Raw genomic sequence first — 18,037 nt, forward strand, 5'->3', positions numbered from 1 at the left:
TTGCTTTCCTGAGCGGAGAGCAACACCTTTTTTGTGCTTGAATTTATTGATCAGCAGGATCTTTTTTTAATTCTTCGACATCAGGATCCGGATGCTGTGTTTCGGCCGGTTTGATTCCCGGATCAGATGTTTTGGCTGGTTCTGGGTCCGGATGTAAGCCGACATCCGCTGTTTCGTTTGGTGTATCTTGTTTTTTATCCATCATGAGTGTTTATCCCCCTTGTACTTGATATTTTATATGTACCCGAATTATCGATTCTAAAAACGAAACGGACACTTTGATGAGATTGAGGTTTTGTAGCAAAACAAGATACGAACAAACTCGACTCCACGCAAACTCCTCTTCATTTGATGGTGAATGTAAGGAAAAAGGACAATTGCTTCATCAACTCTTTACAAAAACCTTGCATGACCTTTAAGTCCTCTTTGAACTGGTCTCGTAGACTGAAACAGAGATGAATGAAGGAAGGGTGTATACGTGTGAGTGAACAAAAGTGGAAAAAAAGTATCATTGAACAATTAAACTGGGTGCGGACTGAACAGAAGCGAATCCAATCCGCACCGGCAGCAAACCGTGCGTCGATCGAGGGACTAAAACAACTCGATGTCTTGCGGATGAAAACGACGGTTCGCCCTAAGTCATCCCCACTCGAAGCCAAAACGAAGCGTTACCATCAAGACAGCAACAGGGAGTTGCTGAAAGAGATTGCGTACGAAGACATCCCTGTGACGGGCGGTTCACGTTATTATGAACGCCGTCCGCTTGAGGTGGCGATCGTGTGCTCGGAGTTCATGCATGCCTACTATCAGGACGCGTTACATTTACATTATGTCAATCCGGCAACGTTTACGGACGTCTTTGAAAAGCCGATTGATCTGTTTCTCGTCGTCACGTCCTGGAAAGGTCTACACGGTGATGATTGGAAAGGAGTCGCGACGCCAACTTCTAAAAAACGGCAGCGTTTGCTCGACATGATGGAGCAGGTGAAAGCAAAAGGAATCCCGGTCGTTTTCCAGTCGACGGAAGATCCGAGCAATTTTGACCGGTTCAGTGATCTGGCGAAAATTGCCGACTATATTTTAACATCAGACGAAGCGATGATTCCGGAATACCAAGTACTCTGTGGACACGACCGGATTGAAGCAACGTCGTTTGGTGTTAATCCGATCATCCACAATCCGGTCGGAGCGACGCGAAGCCGCAAAAAACACGTGCTGTTTGCCGGCAGCTGGATGGCGAAATATCCGGAGCGTGTCAAAGATACGGAGATGTTATTTGATGGTGTCTTACGCTCAGATCATACACTCGATATCGTTGACCGGAACTATCAGTTAAATCTACCGGACTATCATTTTCCGGAACGTTACGTCCCGCGTGTGGCTCCTGCGATTCCCTATGACGCATTGCAACAGGTCAGTAAATGTTATGACTGGGTGTTGAATCTAAACAGTATCAAGTACAGCAAGACGATGTGTGCGCGTCGGGTCTATGAATCACAAGCGCTCGGCAATCTGATTTTGTCGAACTACAGTATCGCCGTCAATAACGATTTCCCGAACGTCTTTACCGTCCATGACCACCAAGAAGTACAGGCGATTCTAGAGCGGACGACACAAGAGGAGATTGATCGACTCCGGGCTGAAGGCATTCGTTCTGTCATGTCGTTGCATACGGTCTATGACCGGATTGATCAATTGACGCGGCTTCTGCAACTGGACATGCCGCCGGTCAAACGGACGCTTCTCGTCGTCTTACGCAATGCGACGCCGGAACTTGAACAACTGCTCGCACGTCAATCAATCACCGCTGATGTAATTTGTCACGAATCAGAGTTGACCGGAGCGCTTTATGTCTCAGCCGATCTCGTCACTGTGCTCGACGGGGCTGAATCATACGGAGAGTACTACTTGGAAGATTTGGTGAACGGGTTCAAATACAGTGATGTGTCAATCACCCGCAAAACGCGGACTGAAGAAGCTCATTTTGTAATCCGGGAAGCGGAAGGGTCGACAGTGAACGCCATGATTTGGCGTGAAGCGTTCCCGTATGAGCAGTTCTCCGAAGGAAAGATTGAGGGAAAGACTTTGTTCCTGGACGCGCTGGAGTGGAACGAAGGTGGTGGCACCGCAATGGTCAAGGCTCCTGTGCTGTCTGTCATCGTCCCGATCTTCAACAATGGCAGGCATTTGACGTATAAATGTTTTGCCAGCCTCAAACGGATGGATCGGTTTGAAGAGTCGGAAATTATCTTGGTCGACGATGGATCGACGGATCGATTCACCCGCCAAGCGATTGACCGCCTGGCACGACGTCACGGGAATGTCGTGACCTATCTGTTTCCGACGGGCGGCAGCGGCAGTGCGTCACGTCCGCGCAACAAAGGGGTTGAACTGGCGCGCTCGGAACGGATCGCTTTCCTTGATCCTGATAATGAAGTCTTGAGTGACCGGTATGCCGAACTGTTGGCTGAGTTGGATCAAGATCCGACACTCGACTTTGCTGTCGGCCACATGAAGAAACTGGCGGAAAAAACAAGCATCATTGCGTTGCCGAAGATTCGTAAACAAGGACGGACGGGGTGTGATCAACCGAAAGCCTACTTATTGGAAAATCGCTTTTCCGTTCAAAGTATTCAGGCGCTGGTCGTCAACCGACGTTTTCTGCAGGAACATCAGCTGGAGCAGGTGGTAGGTGCCGTCGGACAAGATTCCCTGTTTTTCCAAGAGATGATGTTGCACGCAAATCGTGTCTTGCTCGTAAATCGTGTCATCCATTATTACTATGCCGCGGTTGCCGGTTCAACCGTCAACTCCTTGACGGTTCGTTTCTTCGAACGAAGTGTTGTCCGGGAAAAGGCACGGGCAGAGAAATTTGCCCGTTACGGTGTGCTCGATGCGTATAAGACAACACGTTTTGAGCATTTCTTTGAACACTGGTATTTAGTGAAGCTTCGGTATTGCAGCGACAAGGATTTTGCCCCGAGTGTCGCATTACTGCGTATGATTGTTGCTTTTTATGAACCAATGAACCTGACGAACCCGCTGATCCGTCAATTCGTGGAGTTGGCGGACATGAAACGGACGGATGCGATTCAAACATTGTTACTGGAGGAGGTCAGATGATGCAGACAAAACAGATGATGCGACCGAAAGATGAAATTCGGGCCGCTTATTATGATCAACTCGGCGTCGCATTCGGGAAAAAGGTCCGGTCTCGGGTCCACTGGATCGTCCGGGAAACAAAAGGCAGTCAAATTCTCGATATCGGCTGTTCCGGTGGACTGGTTCCGATTTTGCTCGGGCGCGAAGGCAAGCAGGTAGTCGGTATCGATGTCTCGCCGGAAGCAATCGTGGAAGCGACGGCGGCACTAAGAGAAGAAGCACACTCCGTTCAAGAATTGATTCAATTGGAAGAAGCCAATCTGATGACCTTCCAAACGTCCCAACGATTCGACACGGTATTGATGACGGAAGTCTTAGAACATATCGGGGAACCGGAGCGGTTTGTCGAAAAAGCCTGTGCGTTCTTAAAACCCGGTGGTCGGCTCGTCGTGACCGTTCCATTCGGTGTGAACGATTATGCCGATCATAAACGGACGTATTATTTACAGCATCTGCTGGAACAATTGACACCATACGGGACGATTGAGCAGTTGGAACGCATCGATAAATGGCTCGGTGTGACGTTGACGCTTCATCCGGAGAAACAACCGTCACGCCCGGTAACGGAACAAGAAGTCAGTTGGCTCGAAACAGCTTTTGAAGCGGTTGAACGGTTGCATCTCACTGAAATCGTCCGCTTGAAGCAACTGAATAAAAAGTGGGAATTGAAGCAGCAAAAACAGCAGGACATCGAACAGGAACAAGCGGAGTTGGTGTCAGAGCGGGATCAGCTCACGCGGCAACTCGCGGAGAAGGAAGACGAAATTGAGTTGCTGACGCAACAGTATCAAATGGTGCTCGCGCGATACGAAGGGGCGCTTGTGTCGAATCTGGATGTCTTGGAGGCGAATGCAGAATGGAAATCAAAGTACCGGTCACTCGCAAATTCAAAGCTCGGAAAAGTCGTCATCCGTTACTGGAAATTCAGACGAAACGTAAAGAAGCGACGGGCCCGGAGACGATGAACGTTCTGATGATTTGTCAAAATTTTTATCCGGAGATCGGGAGTGCTGCGAACCGGATGAAAAATATCTTCAAACGGATGGAGCAACAGGGGAGTGAGGTCCACGTCTTGACGTCGGAACCACTCTATCCGACAGCTGAACTGTACACGGATGCCATGTTTTGGGACGAACCGAGTCTGGATGCTGCGAAGATTACCCGAATTCAACCGCGTGATCTTCGGGCGACGACGAATTTATGGCGCAGACTCCGTTTGTTCATTGAACAATTTGTCTTGGCAGTCCAGGAAGTACGGCACGATACTAAACAATACGCTTACATCTATGCGACGACGCCGTCGATCTTCATGGGTCTTGTCGGAGTCGTTGCCAAACACCTGAAAAAAGCACCGCTGATTCTGGATGTTCGCGACTTATGGCCGGAATCACTGGTCGGAGTCGGGATTACGAAATCACGGTTGTTGCTTGCGCCACTCTATTGGCTGGAAAAATGGATGTACCGCCAAGCCGATCAAATTGTTATCAACAGTGAAGGGTTTCGGTCGTATATCGAAAAGAAAGGGATTGCACCAGAGAAGATTCACTACATCCCGAATTCGATTGAGGAAAATGAATGGTTGATTAAACGGCGGAAAGTATCGGAGCAAGTCCGTGTCGTCTACACCGGCAACATCGGTCTGGCGCAGGATGTTTTTTTACTACTTGATGTCGCGGAACAACTAAAAGAGGATAAACACATTGAATTCCATGTCGTCGGATACGGGTATCACAAGGAAAAATTCGAAGCCCATGTTCTCGAGCGGGGACTGACGAACATTCACTTCATGAACGCGATGCCACGATGGGATGCGCTGAAACAACTGGCGAAGAGTGACATCGCCTTTGCAACGTTGGTCGAGAGTACAGCGTTCGACACGGTGACACCAGGGAAAATCATCGACTACATGGCGATGGGGTGTGCGATTGTCGGAGCCGTCTCGGGGCATGCCGCAAAAGTTATTGAAGATGCGGGAGCGGGCTTTGTCTCCCGCGAGCGGAGTCGTGAAAAGATCGTCGAGCATATCCGGTACTTGGCTGAACATCCCGAAGCACGCAGTGCCATGGGGCAGTCCGGTGTGAAGTATGTCCAGGCGCACTTTGACTGGGAACAAAATCAGGAGCGGTTGTTTGAGGCGATTCGTCAAACCGATCTTCGAGTATTAGGGGTGAGTAAATGAAGCGGGTCGGAATGTTTGTTTGGAATACGTTTACGAACGATGCGCGTGTTTTACGGGAATGTACGGCGCTTTCGGAAGCCGGGTATCACGTTGATCTGTATTGCCTGAATGATGGGAGCTTGCCGAAACTCGAACGACACCCGGCAGGTTTTCAGATTCTTCGAATCGATCGGACACCTCCACTTGAATCCGTGCTGCGCCGGATCCGGAAGCGTAATCCTCTTACGCTGATGGCCGGCGCAGGCGTGTTCTTGCTGTTTCCATGGCTGATTCCGGTCTTGGTGCTACTGTTTCTCTTACAGAAAAGCCGGTTTGTCCGCTATGCACTGTACAACAGCTTTGGAATCATCCGCATGACGCGGGCGGCTCGCAAACACACGTACGATATCATGCATGCGAACGATTTAAACACGTTGCCTCAAGCGATTTTTTCCGCAAGAGGGGCGAAGATCGTTTACGATTCGCATGAAGTGCAGACCGACCGGACAGGTTACGGAAAAGGACAGGGGTTGTTTGAGCGTTACTTGTTACGGTTTGTTGATCGAACGATGGTTGAAAATGACACACGGGCAGACTACCACGCATCACTTTATGGCGAATGGCCGGCTGTCCTGCATAATTATCCGTTTTATCACGAAGAAGTACCACAACCGCGATCCGTACATCAAGAAATCGGCATCAAGGAGGACGAACCCATTTTGCTGTACCAAGGCGGTATTCAGGAAGGGCGGGGACTTGAGCGACTGATTGAAGCGATGCCGTTTGTCCGGCGTGGGACTTTGCTGTTTGTTGGAGACGGAAAAATCAAACCGCGGCTCCAGGAGTTGGCGGCACAGTCCCCGGAACGGGAGCGGATCCATTTTATTGATAAAGTACCGCTTGATCAACTGCCGAGTTATACGGCGGCTGCGACGGTCGGTTTTCAAGTTCTGCAAAACATCTGCTTTAATCACTATTCGGCTTCTTCGAATAAGCTGTTTGAATACATGGCGGCACTCGTGCCGGTCGTTGCGTCGGATTTACCGGAAATTCGGCGTGTCGTCGAAACGGAAGGCGTCGGCTTACTCGTTGACGTTGAATCCCCGGAAGCGATCGCTGTCGCCGTGAACCAAATCGTTGAGGAAGACGGCTTGCGTCAGGCGATGAAAGAACGGACAAAGCAGGCACGCCGGAAATACAACTGGGATAAAGAAAAACATCATTTATTGGACGTTTACCGTGAAATAACGAAGTAATTAAACACTGAATGAAGATGGAACAAGACAGATGCAGGCAAATCCACGACAGGAAACAGCGGAAGTGACCGGATTCGGTTGTTTGTTTGCCGAATGCGATGAATGTTTGTTGATTATTTACAAGCTTTACAAAAAGTACAGGAAACGCCTTGAATGTAAGGTCTGTGAAGAATGGTTTAAGAGATGGTTAGAACCATTGGAAACACAAGCAATTGTCGTTATGGTCTAGTTACAGCCACGACACAGTCGGTAATTTGCTGACGTGAAGGACTAACTCGTAACTAGATGGAGGAATGACAAAATGAAACTTTGTACAATCGGACTCGGATATATTGGATTACCTTCTTCAGCCATGTTTGCAGATCACGGAACGGACGTCGTCGGGGTCGATATCGACCCGCGCATCGTTAAGATGTTGAATGCGGGAGACATTCATATTGAAGAACCGGGACTTGAAGATGTCATCAAGCGTGTCGTCGCAAACGGAAAGTTTCGGGCAACACTGACACCGGAACCCGCAGATGTCTTTTTAATTGCTGTTCCGACACCGAATTTAAATGACACCTATAAATCGTGTGACTTGAAGTATGTCCTGTCAGCTGTTCAGAATATGTTGCCGCACGTTCAAAAAGGCAACGTCATCATCGTCGAATCAACAATCGCTCCGCGGACGATGGATGATCATGTCCGACCATTGATTGAAGCAGCCGGGTTCGTCATTGGTCAAGACGTCTTCGTCGTTCATTGTCCGGAGCGGGTGCTTCCGGGACAAATCTTACATGAACTCATTCACAATAACCGGATTGTCGGCGGATTGACATTGGCTTGCGCGGATGCAGGTGCAGCGGTATATAAAACATTCGTTCAAGGCGAAATCGTCAAGACGGATGCGAAGACGGCAGAGATGTCGAAATTGATGGAAAACACGTTCCGCGATGTCAACATCGCCCTAGCCAATGAACTGACGCAAGTGTGTCACAAACTCGAGATCAACGTGCTCGACGTAATCGAGATGGCGAACATGCACCCGCGTGTTAATCTACATCATCCGGGACCGGGTGTCGGCGGACACTGTCTTGCGGTGGATCCATACTTCATCGTTGCTAAGGCACCGTCCCTTGCCCGGATCATTCATACGGCACGGGAAACAAACGTCAACATGCCCCATTTCGTTGCTGAACAGGCCGAGCGTCTCGTCTCGTCGCGTGTTCGACCAAAAATTGCTGTCTTTGGCGTCACGTATAAAGGAAATGTGGATGATATGCGGGAGAGTCCGGCTGTTGATGTCATCGAGCAGTTGATCGACCGGGGACTGGATGTTGCGGTCTGTGATCCGCACGTCGAACGTTCGATTTCGTCACGATTTGAACTGGTGGACGAAATTGAAGCAATTCGAGACGCGGACCTTGCTCTTGTTTTAGTCGATCATGATGAGTTTAAACAGTTTGATTCACGGCGTCTTGCGAATCAGATGCGGACACCGCTCTTATTTGATACGAAAGGAATCGTCCAGCCGCTCGAAGACGTGACAGTCTTAAACTTCGGTAACCTGCACACGCATCGCACGACGGAAGTGGACGCAAAAGCGATATGAACGGAATTTATACAATTGGGAAAGAGTTGAAAGATCATTTTTATCTGATCTTTCGCCTTTCACTTTATGAAACAAAAAGTCTATACAGCATGCAATACCTCGGGTGGTTTTGGGAAATCATGACGCCACTCCTGCAAATTGGTGTGTACTGGGTCGTGTTTGGTTTCGGGATCCGCGGCGGCCATCCAGTCGACGGAATTCCATTTGTCTTTTGGTTGGTCAGTGGATTGATTGCCTGGTTTTTCATCGGCAGTACGATTCCGAGTGGTTCACGTTCGATTTACGGTCGGGTCGCTTTAGTCTCGAAAATGCACTTTCCGCTTAGTACAATCCCGGCCTATGTCATCTTGGCGCAGTTCTATCGCCATCTTGCCATGATTGCCTTGACGATTGTTCTCGGGATGGCATTCGGCTATTTTCCGGGCTGGCATACGCTTGAATTGCTCTATATTGTACCTGCTGGTGTCATTTTCCTGTATGCCGTTTCTCTGTTGTTATCGGCCCTTGCGACCATGATCCGCGATGTCCAAAACATGGTGACGTCTGCCATCCGGATGTTGATGTACTTGACGCCCATCATGTGGATACCGCCGGACCACAGTCTGTTTAAGACATTGTTGATGATCAATCCTCTCGTCTATTTGATCGAAGGATACCGTTCGGCATTGATTGGGACCGGTTATCTGCTCGATCACGTCTGGTACGGTCTATACTTCTGGACTGTGACGTCCGTTTTGTTAGTGGTAGGAGCAGCAGTTCATCTGCGGTTCCGGCGGTACTTCATTGATTATGTCTAGGAGGAAAAAACATGAGTCACGTCGTATTCGAGAATGTTTCAAAACGTTACGTCCTGTATTCACGCCCGATCGATAAATTAAAAGAAGTGTTGTTCGGTAAAGTCAGCGGTAAACCGTTTTATGCTTTAAAAAATATCTCGTTCTCCGTCGAACAAGGCGAAATCGTCGGTGTGGTCGGAATCAACGGGAGTGGGAAGTCGACCTTGTCGCATTTGCTTGCCAACGTCACGCCGCCGACATACGGTCGTGTGACACTTGGCGGTAAATCGGCATTAATCGCGATTTCCAGTGGTCTCAATAATCAGCTGACCGGGCGGGACAACATCGAATTAAAAGGCTTGATGATGGGGCTGACCAAAAAACAGATCCAGACGATTACACCGGAAATTCTGGAGTTCGCGGACATCGGGGATTTTATCGATCAACCCGTCAAAACGTATTCAAGTGGGATGCGGGCACGGCTTGGTTTTGCCATTTCCATCAACATCAATCCGGATATCCTGATCATCGATGAAGCACTGTCGGTCGGTGACCAAACCTTTACGGAAAAATGCCTCGATAAGATGCGGGAGTTTCGCGATCAGGGAAAAACGATCTTTTTTGTCAGCCATTCCTTGAATCAAGTCAAAAGTTTTTGTACAAAAATCCTTTGGCTCGAGTATGGAGAAGTCCGGATGTTTGGACCGACAGCGGAAACGATGGCAGAGTATAACAAATATTTATATTGGTACAAGCAACTGACGAAAAAACAAGCAGCACATTATGTCATGAAAAAACGAACAGGACGAAGTGATGAAATCAAGCGTTCGGCACGCGGTGAAACGATTGAATTGTCGTCATGAATAACGGATAGGGGATGGAACGAATGAAACGAATCATGCTAGTGTTCGGAACGAGACCGGAAGCCATCAAGATGGCGCCTGTCGTCAAAGCATTGGAAAAACGAGAAGGGGTCAAACCGATCGTCGTCGTGACGGCACAACACCGGGAAATGCTCGATCAAGTCCTTGAACTGTTTCAGATCGTTCCCGACCATGATTTAGACTTGATGCGTCCACGTCAGACACTCGAAGAGATGACGGCACGGATTTTAAATGCGATGCGTCGTGTCTTGGAAAAAGAGCAACCGGATTTGGTGTTGGTCCATGGGGATACGACAACGACATTCGCGGCTTCACTTGCGGCTTTTTACCAACAGATTCCGGTTGGTCATGTCGAAGCCGGCTTACGGACGTATCAGAAGTATGCCCCATTCCCGGAAGAGATGAATCGTCAATTGACGGGTGTACTCGCTGATTACCATTTTGCACCGACCGATCAGGCAGCAGAAAATCTACGGCTCGAGAACAAACAGAGTCCGATTATCGTGACGGGAAATACAGTCATCGACGCGTTAAAAACAACGGTTTCGAAAGACTACACGCACCCGGTGTTGACGGATCTTACAGCAAGCGGACGGAAACTGGTTTTGTTGACCGTTCACCGACGCGAAAATCACTTGCAATTATCGCAAATTTTTGATGCCGTTGAACGATTGGCGGACAGTCATCCGGATATCGAAATCGTCTATCCGGTCCATCCGAATCCGATTGTCCTCGAGGCAGCGGAACAGTTGAACTATCATCCACGCATCCGATTGGTTGAACCGCTCGATGTCTTTGATTTTCATAACTTGGCAGCCCGGGCGACTCTGATTTTGACGGATTCTGGAGGTATCCAAGAAGAAGCACCTTCGCTTGGCGTGCCGGTCCTCGTCTTGCGTGATACGACCGAACGTCCGGAAGGTGTCGCAGCCGGTACGTTGAAGCTTGTCGGGACGGATCCGGAACGTATTTATGAAACAGGTCACCTGTTGCTGACGGATCAAGTTGCCTATGATGCGATGGCACAAGCGGCGAATCCATACGGAGACGGTCATGCGGCAGAACGTATTGTGGATGCGATTTTAAGCGCGGTACCGGTATGAGTTCACGTCCATTGGAACTGGCAAGTTATCAGTTTTTTCCGCAAGGGAACCGGGATAAGATTTTGCTCGAAGAAGATGCGGACGGTGTTTGGTTCGATTTTCAACAGGCGGACCCGACCGATAAGCTGTACATCCAATTGTTTGATCAGGGATTTCAATATCCTCCCTCAAAGTTGTATCGGGCCGACGCCTCTTTTGGACAGGCCGAGTCCGTCACATTGACATGCGAGCTGGAAGCGGAATCGTCATGCGACGTTCAGGTGTTCAAAATGCAATACGGACAAAAAAAACGGATGCATTCAGAGACGGAATGGCTGACGGTAAACGGAAAAACAATGTGTTCCTTACAATTCAAACGAGTCCAAGGCGCCGACTATTTTAAAATTGCATTCAAGTTTTTACTCGAAGGGGACATGCGGGTTCGGTTGACGGCGTTACACGTCAACCGGCTTGTTCCGATCAAGCAGGAGGAATCCTATCATGTTATTTAGTTCGACGATTTTTTTATTTCTATTTTTACCGTTCGTGTTGCTTGTCTACCACTTGTTGCCACGCACGTTTCGGAACGGCTGGCTCTTGGTAGCGAGCCTTTTCTTTTATGCCTGGGGTGAACCGAGATTCGTCCTATTGATGTTGACGAGCATTTTGATCAACTACCTGTTTGCCTTGGCCGTCCACGCGTACCGGACACGAATCGGTGTCAAATGGATCATGTTCAGTATGATTGTCGTCAATCTGGGATTGCTCGGCTGGTTTAAATACAGCGGTTTTTTTGTGACGTCAATCAACGAGACGTTTCAAACGACGCTGTTTGTCCCGGAAGTCGTTTTACCAATCGGAATTTCCTTCTTTACGTTCCAAGCGATGAGTTATGTCATCGATGTGTATCGTCAAGCGGGACAGGTCCAAAAAAACCCGCTCAATCTTGCTTTGTACATCGCGTTGTTTCCGCAGTTGATTGCCGGTCCGATTGTCCGCTATGAGACGGTTGCGGACGAAATCAACCACCGGCGGGAAACCTTGCCTGAATTTGCACAAGGTGTCCGTCGCTTTATCATCGGTTTATCCAAAAAATTGATTTTAGCGAATGGATGCGGACAAGTCGCGGATACGATCTTTAACATGAAAGATCTGTCGATGGGTCTCGCCTGGATTGGAATCATCGCCTATGCTCTGCAAATTTATTTTGATTTTTCCGGATACAGTGACATGGCGATTGGACTGGGGTTGATGTTTGGCTTTCATTTTCTTGAAAACTTTAACTATCCGTATATCTCAAAATCAGTCTCTGAATTTTGGCGCCGGTGGCATATTTCTTTAGGCTCTTGGTTCCGGGATTATGTTTACATTCCTCTTGGAGGAAACCGGGTGTCGCCATGGAAACAGTATCGCAATCTCGGAATCGTCTGGATATTGACCGGACTTTGGCACGGCGCAAGCTGGACGTTTGTTGCTTGGGGCGTCTACTACGGAATCTGGATCATGCTCGAAAAAGCATTTCTCGGGAAATTATTGGCGCGGGTTCCCGTGTTCGCAACGGTATGGACACTGGTGCTCGTTTTGGTCGGGTGGGTCTTTTTCCGGGCGGAAACGTTCCCGGAAGCGATTACGTACATTCAAGCGATGTTCGTCCCGGATGTGCTGTGGGATGACCGAGCGAGTTATCAGCTCGTCCAAAATGGTGTCATTTTAGCGCTGTCGTGTCTTGCTGCGACCCCGATTCCAAAACGGATCGGTGAACGATTTGTCGAATCATCGGGCAAAGTCGGACATACGATGCAATATGGATACGCGATGGTCTTGTTGTTCCTCGCAACATCGGCACTCGTCGCAAGTACATTTAATCCCTTTATTTATTTCCGTTTCTAGAAAGGAGAAGACGACATGGCACAACCAATCGAACGCAAATTAAAGCCGAAAGCGGACGGTCAACCGTCCTCATCCTTTGAACGGAAGATGATGTGGCTGACGACGATCAGTTTTTTCGTCATCTTGATGGCGATTGGCGCGGGGACAATCCTTCGGGAAGACCGCGTCAGTTCCCAACTGGAAAATCGAGCCCTTGCACAGGCGGTCAAACCGACCGTCCAAGGCGTGATTTCGGGTGACGACATGGTGAAGATGGAAAGTTATTTCACTGATCAATTACTGCTTCGAGGTACGTTTGTTGAAATGCAGGCCCGATTATCAAAAAATGTCCTTCGGCAACCGTTCCGTAACGGCATTTATACGGCAGAAGACGGTTACTTGATTGAGCCGAGTCAAGCGGCGCAACCGATCGTCCCGGACGCTTTCCGACAGTTCACGCAAGAGGTCGACCGTCCGGTCTACTTTGCCCTGGCACCGTCGAAAACCGTCGTCGCGGAACGCGATGGAATCATTCCGGATTATGTCGCGTCGAATGCAATACAGCGGCATAAGACGATGCAGGCCGGCTTTACAAAAGCGGGCATCACATCAATTTCACTGGACCGTTTACAGTTGTCCGATTATTTTAAAACGGATCATCACTGGAATATAGACGGTGCCTATCAAGCATATGACGAGATTGTGCGGACCATCGGAAAAACAGAACCGGCCTTAAAAAAGGTCGAAGTGAACCCCGGGTCGAAACGGTCTTCGGAACATCCGTACTTCGGATCCCTTGCACGCAAGACGACACTGGCATATGCAAGCACAGGTGACACGATTGAATACTATGGTGCGGATCAGTTTAAAGGAATCGATGTCTGTTATGACAACACATGCGGACAGCCGTTGATTGATGAAAAATTTATTAAGGAAGAGGGCGATTATGCCGATCGATATGAAGTGTTCATGCGCGGTAATCATGGAATTTTATCGATGACTTCAAAGACGAAGGGTCCTAAATTACTTGTCCTTAAGGACTCGTTTGCCAATCCCGTCCTGCCGTTTCTCGCGAGGAGCGCAAATCTCGAAGTGGTGGATGTCCGGTACGTCAACAAAGACTTTGATGCTTCCGAGTTCGCGAAGCAACAGAACGTTGATGCGGTTCTCTTTTTACACAATTCCAATATTGCCGGACTGATGAAGACGTATCAGCAGAAACTATAGGAGGTATCCCCGTGAGATCACGTGTAAGAAAAAAACGGCCCTCGGTCGGCTGGCGTATGATCAGTGCCTTGTTACTGGCCGTCATCCTGATTGCGAGCGGCACGACAGGATATGCTTTTTTGCGCTTGCAACAAACAGCAGATGGTTTCATTACACCGCTGAAAGGAAAAGAGAAGCTCCCGCTTGAAACGATGCGACCGGCCAATGTCTTGCTGATTGGCGTCGATGAACGGAAAAACGATCCGGGGCGGGCGGATGCGATCATGTTATTATCGTTTAACCCGAAAACAAAACAGGCGACGTCGCTGTCCATTCCACGGGACATGCAGGTGACACTAAAAGATGGGGCAAGGACGAAAATCAATCATACCTATGCGTATGGCGGGGTGGAAGAGACGATTGAAACCGTCGAACAGACATTTGATGTCAAGATTCCGTACTATGCCAAAATCAATATGGAAGGTCTGATTGAACTTGTGGATGCCGTCGGCGGAGTCACCGTGGATAACCCGTCCGCATTTAGTTGGAACGATCGACGCTTACAAAAGGACTATGCGGAAGGGGAAATCAAACTGGACGGACTCGAGGCGAGCGGATACGCGCGAATGCGAAAGCAGGATCCGCTCGGTGATATGGGCCGGCAAATCCGGCAACGTCAGGTACTTGAAGCCGTCGGTATGAAACTTGCCGGACCGGATATCCTGACGAACTTAGAAGAGGTCAGCCGGGTCCTGAAAAACAATTTCAATACAAACATCACGTTTTCCGAAGCAGCCCAACTCACACAGGAAAATCAGTCGGGATTCGAGCGGTTGAAGCCGCTGAAACTTGAAGGAGAAGGGTATATCGCCAGTGACGGAGTCTGGTACTTCTTTGCTTCGGATCACTCGATGCAAGCCACAAAACAAACAATCCATGAAATTACGGATCAACAAGCAAAATGAGCAGTGGGAGGGTGGCGGACATGCCATTCTCTTTTTTTATTGTTATTTGTCGCTGTTGGTCCAAAAGTCTTATTTTCTTTAGTGAACTAAAATAAGCTTTGACAGATAAGTCGAACGAATGGAGAATGGAAATGAAAACGATTACATAAATCCAAGGAGGATACGGCATGAATCGATGGAAATCAGTCTGTGCAGTTGTGCTAACGTTTGCACTGATCTTTAGTTTATTCCCGGTAAACGGTTTGGCACTGGAAAAAGGGAAGTCGACACTCGTCATCATTCACTACAAGGAAGATAAAACAGCACCAAAAGATTGGAATCTCTGGTTATGGGCAAATGGACCGGATTACTTCCCGAATAAAGCACATGCCTTTAACGGACAAGATGCATACGGGAAAATTGCCGCTTACGAATTTCCGGTGGATCAGCCGGAAAAAATCGGTTTTATCGTCCGCGATGATTCCTGGAACAAAGATGCGGGGTCAGAAAACGACCGCTTCATTACAAAAGACATGATCAAAGACGGTGTGGCGGAAGTCTGGATTGAATCAGGCAGCAAAGACGTTTCACCGGTCAATCCAACAGGCGGCAGTGACGTTGAGTCCGTCAACACGAACATTCATTATTACCGCTATGACAATGACTACGACAAGTACGGGGTGTGGGCATGGCCGAATGCGCAGGACGGAAAACGATTTGAATTTGACGGACAAGATGCGTTTGGAGCTGTAGCAAACGTCACCTTGACGAATACGACGAAGGAACGTCTCGTCGGAATCATTCCTCACATCGAAGGATGGTCGGAAAAAGATGGGGCTGATCGTTTTTACTACGCGGGAGCCAAGGATATCTGGTTGATTGAAGGCGATCAAACCGTTTATTACAGCCAACCGGACATCGATCGGACACCAAAGTTTACTAGTTTCTTGGCAGACGATTTTAAGACGATGACATTAAAAACGAATTCACCGATCGCAGCAGAAGATGTAAAAACGCTGACATTCAAAGGTCTGGTCAATCCGGTTGTCACACAAGTGGACGCGAAGACGTTACACGTGACTGTCGCGTCGGATATTGATTTAGCAAATGTCGTCACGGTCTCACACCCGGTATTCGGGGAAGGGATTTTAGAAGCAGGAAAAGTATTGCGGTCTGATGCTTTTGACAAAAAATATGCGTACGACGGTAAACTAGGTACGGCGTATCAAAAAGGCAAAACGACATTCCGCGTCTGGGCACCGACTGCGCAGTCCGTTGAACTGGAACTTTACAAATTGCCGAAAAAACAAGCAGCCACAACGAAGGATATCGTCCGTGAAGTGAAGATGGTCCGCGGTGACCGCGGTGTCTTCAGCATCACAGTCAAAGGTGACCTCGACGGAACAGGCTACACCTATGAAGTCAAGCACGCCAAAGAAACGACACGGGCCGTCGATCCGTACGCGACAGCTGTGGCGGTCAACGGAGATCAAGGCGTCGTCGTCGATTTGAGAGAGACGAACCCGAAACGCTGGACAAAAACAAAAATGCCGCTGAAACAAGCGACAGACGCCATCATTTACGAGACACACGTCCGTGACCTGTCGATGTTTGACGTCACGGGAGATACGTATGATTCAGGTATCGAGCAAAAAGGGAAGTATCTTGGTGTCGTCGAGCCGGGAACACGTCTGATGAAAGACGGTAAGAAAACAAAGACGAAAACGGGACTCGATCATTTGAAGGAGCTCGGCATCACACATGTCCAGTTCATTCCAGTCTATGATTTCAATACGGCTTCTGTCGACGAGACGAATCCGCTCAAAACATACAACTGGGGATATGATCCGAAAAACTACAATGCACCGGAAGGCTCTTATTCAACGAATCCGTACGATCCGAAAGTCCGGATCAAAGAAATGAAACAAATGATTCAAGGGCTACATGATAACGGACTCCGCGCCGTCATGGATGTGGTCTACAATCATATGTTTGACGCGAAAGCATCAAACCTCGATAAAATCGTGCCGGGTTACTACTACCGTTATACGGAAGGCGGCGATCTCGCCAACGGCACAGGTGTCGGAAACGATACCGCTTCTGAACGGAAAATGATGCATAAACTGATTGTCGATTCTGTCGGCTACTGGGCAAAAGAATACCGTTGGGACGGATTCCGATTTGATTTAATGGGGATTCATGACGTGAAGACGATGAATGCCGTCAAAAAAACGACGACAAAAATTGATCCGTCAATCCTTGTCTTCGGAGAAGGCTGGAGTCTCGGAACACCGCTTCCGGAAGCCGACAAAGCCAACCAGACGAATGCCAAACAGATGCCGGGTATCGCTCACTTCAACGATAACTTGCGTGATGCACTGAAAGGAAGTGTCTTTGAAGACACGGATGCCGGTTTCATCAACGGGAAAACAGGTCTTGAAACACGGATCAAACGCGGAATCGTCGGTGAGATTGCGTACAACAAAGACATCACCGGCTTCGCAGCAGAACCGAACCAAGCAATCACGTATGTCGAAGCTCACGATAACCACACGCTGTGGGACAAGCTGAACTTAACGAATCCGAATGATACGGATGCGACGAAAACCAAGATGCACCGCTTGGCGTCAAGCATTCTGCTGACTTCACAAGGCACGACATTTATTCATGCCGGTCAAGATTTCATGCGGACAAAAGGCGGCGATCATAATTCATACAAATCACCGGATGCTGTCAACCAGCTCGACTGGAAACGCAAAATGGACCGTCAAGCCGACGTCGATTACATGAAAGGACTGATTCAAGTCCGTAAAGCGAACCCTGTTCTTCATTTAGGGACAGCAAAAGACATCCGACGTTACCTGACGTTTAAAGATGTACCGGAGCAAGTGGTGGCGTATCAATTATCAGACGATGCCCCCCAACAAAAAACGGATCTTTACGTCGTTCATAATGCGAAACGTCAAGCTGTCAAGATGACGTTACCAAAAGGAACATGGAGTGTCATCGTCGACGGGAAAACCGCCGGAATGAAAACACTGAAAAAAGTCTCGGGCAGTGTGACGGTTGATCCGCTCAGCTCGTATGTCTTAAAAAAATAATCAAC

General features: G+C 48.6%; 14 protein-coding genes. 13 read left to right on the plus strand and 1 reads right to left on the minus strand.

Annotated elements, in window-relative coordinates; translation table 11 throughout:
- Nucleotides 1–43: 43 nt before the first annotated feature.
- Nucleotides 44–205: a hypothetical protein gene (locus tag KNP91_RS00775; RefSeq protein WP_012369704.1), complete on the minus strand. Its 162-nt coding sequence runs from the start codon at nucleotides 203–205 to the stop codon at nucleotides 44–46.
- 275 nt (nucleotides 206–480) lie between these two features.
- On the opposite strand from KNP91_RS00775, the gene KNP91_RS00780 reads away from it, so the two are divergent.
- The 13 genes from KNP91_RS00780 to pulA all read left to right on the plus strand — a co-directional run bounded on the left by KNP91_RS00780 (nucleotide 481) and on the right by pulA (nucleotide 18,032).
- The gene (locus KNP91_RS00780) at nucleotides 481–3,123 is read left to right on the plus strand and encodes a glycosyltransferase (RefSeq protein WP_214848196.1); all 2,643 of its coding nucleotides are present in this window, start codon (nucleotides 481–483) and stop codon (nucleotides 3,121–3,123) included.
- The gene (locus tag KNP91_RS00785) at nucleotides 3,120–4,127 is read left to right on the plus strand and encodes a methyltransferase domain-containing protein (RefSeq protein WP_214765981.1); all 1,008 of its coding nucleotides are present in this window, start codon (nucleotides 3,120–3,122) and stop codon (nucleotides 4,125–4,127) included. The genes KNP91_RS00780 and KNP91_RS00785 overlap by 4 nt, the downstream gene beginning before the upstream one ends.
- Entirely contained in the window at nucleotides 4,019–5,341 is a 1,323-nt protein-coding gene (locus tag KNP91_RS00790) for a glycosyltransferase family 4 protein (RefSeq protein ID WP_251135831.1), read from the plus strand. Before KNP91_RS00785 ends, KNP91_RS00790 begins: the two co-directional genes overlap by 109 nt.
- Nucleotides 5,338–6,576 carry a glycosyltransferase gene (locus tag KNP91_RS00795; protein WP_214765979.1) on the plus strand — a complete coding sequence of 413 codons (1,239 nt, stop codon included), beginning with the start codon at nucleotides 5,338–5,340 and terminating at the stop codon, nucleotides 6,574–6,576. Before KNP91_RS00790 ends, KNP91_RS00795 begins: the two co-directional genes overlap by 4 nt.
- A 301-nt stretch (nucleotides 6,577–6,877) precedes the next feature.
- Nucleotides 6,878–8,170 carry a nucleotide sugar dehydrogenase gene (locus KNP91_RS00800; RefSeq protein ID WP_214765977.1) on the plus strand — a complete coding sequence of 431 codons (1,293 nt, stop codon included), beginning with the start codon at nucleotides 6,878–6,880 and terminating at the stop codon, nucleotides 8,168–8,170.
- On the plus strand, nucleotides 8,167–8,967 hold the full coding sequence (locus tag KNP91_RS00805; protein ID WP_214765975.1) for an ABC transporter permease: 801 nt from the start codon (nucleotides 8,167–8,169) through the stop codon (nucleotides 8,965–8,967). The genes KNP91_RS00800 and KNP91_RS00805 overlap by 4 nt, the downstream gene beginning before the upstream one ends.
- Before the next feature lie 11 nt (nucleotides 8,968–8,978).
- Complete coding sequence (gene tagH, locus KNP91_RS00810) at nucleotides 8,979–9,809, plus strand: teichoic acids export ABC transporter ATP-binding subunit TagH (RefSeq protein ID WP_214765973.1); 831 nt, start codon at nucleotides 8,979–8,981, stop codon at nucleotides 9,807–9,809.
- A 14-nt stretch (nucleotides 9,810–9,823) separates the two neighbouring features.
- Complete coding sequence (gene wecB / locus KNP91_RS00815; protein ID WP_376778092.1) at nucleotides 9,824–10,933, plus strand: non-hydrolyzing UDP-N-acetylglucosamine 2-epimerase; 1,110 nt, start codon at nucleotides 9,824–9,826, stop codon at nucleotides 10,931–10,933.
- Entirely contained in the window at nucleotides 10,930–11,424 is a 495-nt protein-coding gene (locus tag KNP91_RS00820; RefSeq protein WP_214765969.1) for a hypothetical protein, read from the plus strand. Before wecB ends, KNP91_RS00820 begins: the two co-directional genes overlap by 4 nt.
- Nucleotides 11,414–12,802 (plus strand): MBOAT family O-acyltransferase, encoded by a 1,389-nt coding sequence (locus tag KNP91_RS00825; protein ID WP_214765967.1) that lies wholly within the window; start codon nucleotides 11,414–11,416, stop codon nucleotides 12,800–12,802. Before KNP91_RS00820 ends, KNP91_RS00825 begins: the two co-directional genes overlap by 11 nt.
- 15 nt (nucleotides 12,803–12,817) lie before the next feature.
- Entirely contained in the window at nucleotides 12,818–14,008 is a 1,191-nt protein-coding gene (locus tag KNP91_RS00830; protein WP_214765965.1) for a DHHW family protein, read from the plus strand.
- 11 nt (nucleotides 14,009–14,019) lie between these two features.
- Complete coding sequence (locus KNP91_RS00835; protein ID WP_214765963.1) at nucleotides 14,020–14,952, plus strand: LCP family protein; 933 nt, start codon at nucleotides 14,020–14,022, stop codon at nucleotides 14,950–14,952.
- 167 nt (nucleotides 14,953–15,119) lie between these two features.
- Nucleotides 15,120–18,032, plus strand: a complete 2,913-nt coding sequence (pulA, locus tag KNP91_RS00840) for a type I pullulanase (RefSeq protein ID WP_214765961.1) — start codon at nucleotides 15,120–15,122, stop codon at nucleotides 18,030–18,032.
- Nucleotides 18,033–18,037: the final 5 nt, after the last annotated feature.

This window comes from Exiguobacterium sp. s138 (assembly GCF_018618775.1).
GTDB lineage: Bacteria > Bacillota > Bacilli > Exiguobacteriales > Exiguobacteriaceae > Exiguobacterium_A > Exiguobacterium_A artemiae.

Bases quoted from the DNA above. Each gene is read 5' to 3' on its own strand.
- KNP91_RS00800 (WP_214765977.1), top strand. From the start codon at position 6,878: ATGAAACTTTGTACAATCGGACTCGGATATATTGGATTACCTTCTTCA.
- pulA (WP_214765961.1), top strand. From the start codon at position 15,120: ATGAATCGATGGAAATCAGTCTGTGCAGTTGTGCTAACGTTTGCACTG.
- KNP91_RS00820 (WP_214765969.1), top strand. From the start codon at position 10,930: ATGAGTTCACGTCCATTGGAACTGGCAAGTTATCAGTTTTTTCCGCAA.
- KNP91_RS00795 (WP_214765979.1), top strand. From the start codon at position 5,338: ATGAAGCGGGTCGGAATGTTTGTTTGGAATACGTTTACGAACGATGCG.
- KNP91_RS00790 (WP_251135831.1), top strand. From the start codon at position 4,019: ATGGAAATCAAAGTACCGGTCACTCGCAAATTCAAAGCTCGGAAAAGT.
- wecB (WP_376778092.1), top strand. From the start codon at position 9,824: ATGGAACGAATGAAACGAATCATGCTAGTGTTCGGAACGAGACCGGAA.
- KNP91_RS00830 (WP_214765965.1), top strand. From the start codon at position 12,818: ATGGCACAACCAATCGAACGCAAATTAAAGCCGAAAGCGGACGGTCAA.
- KNP91_RS00805 (WP_214765975.1), top strand. From the start codon at position 8,167: ATGAACGGAATTTATACAATTGGGAAAGAGTTGAAAGATCATTTTTAT.
- KNP91_RS00825 (WP_214765967.1), top strand. From the start codon at position 11,414: ATGTTATTTAGTTCGACGATTTTTTTATTTCTATTTTTACCGTTCGTG.
- KNP91_RS00775 (WP_012369704.1), bottom strand. From the start codon at position 205: ATGATGGATAAAAAACAAGATACACCAAACGAAACAGCGGATGTCGGC.
- tagH (WP_214765973.1), top strand. From the start codon at position 8,979: ATGAGTCACGTCGTATTCGAGAATGTTTCAAAACGTTACGTCCTGTAT.
- KNP91_RS00785 (WP_214765981.1), top strand. From the start codon at position 3,120: ATGATGCAGACAAAACAGATGATGCGACCGAAAGATGAAATTCGGGCC.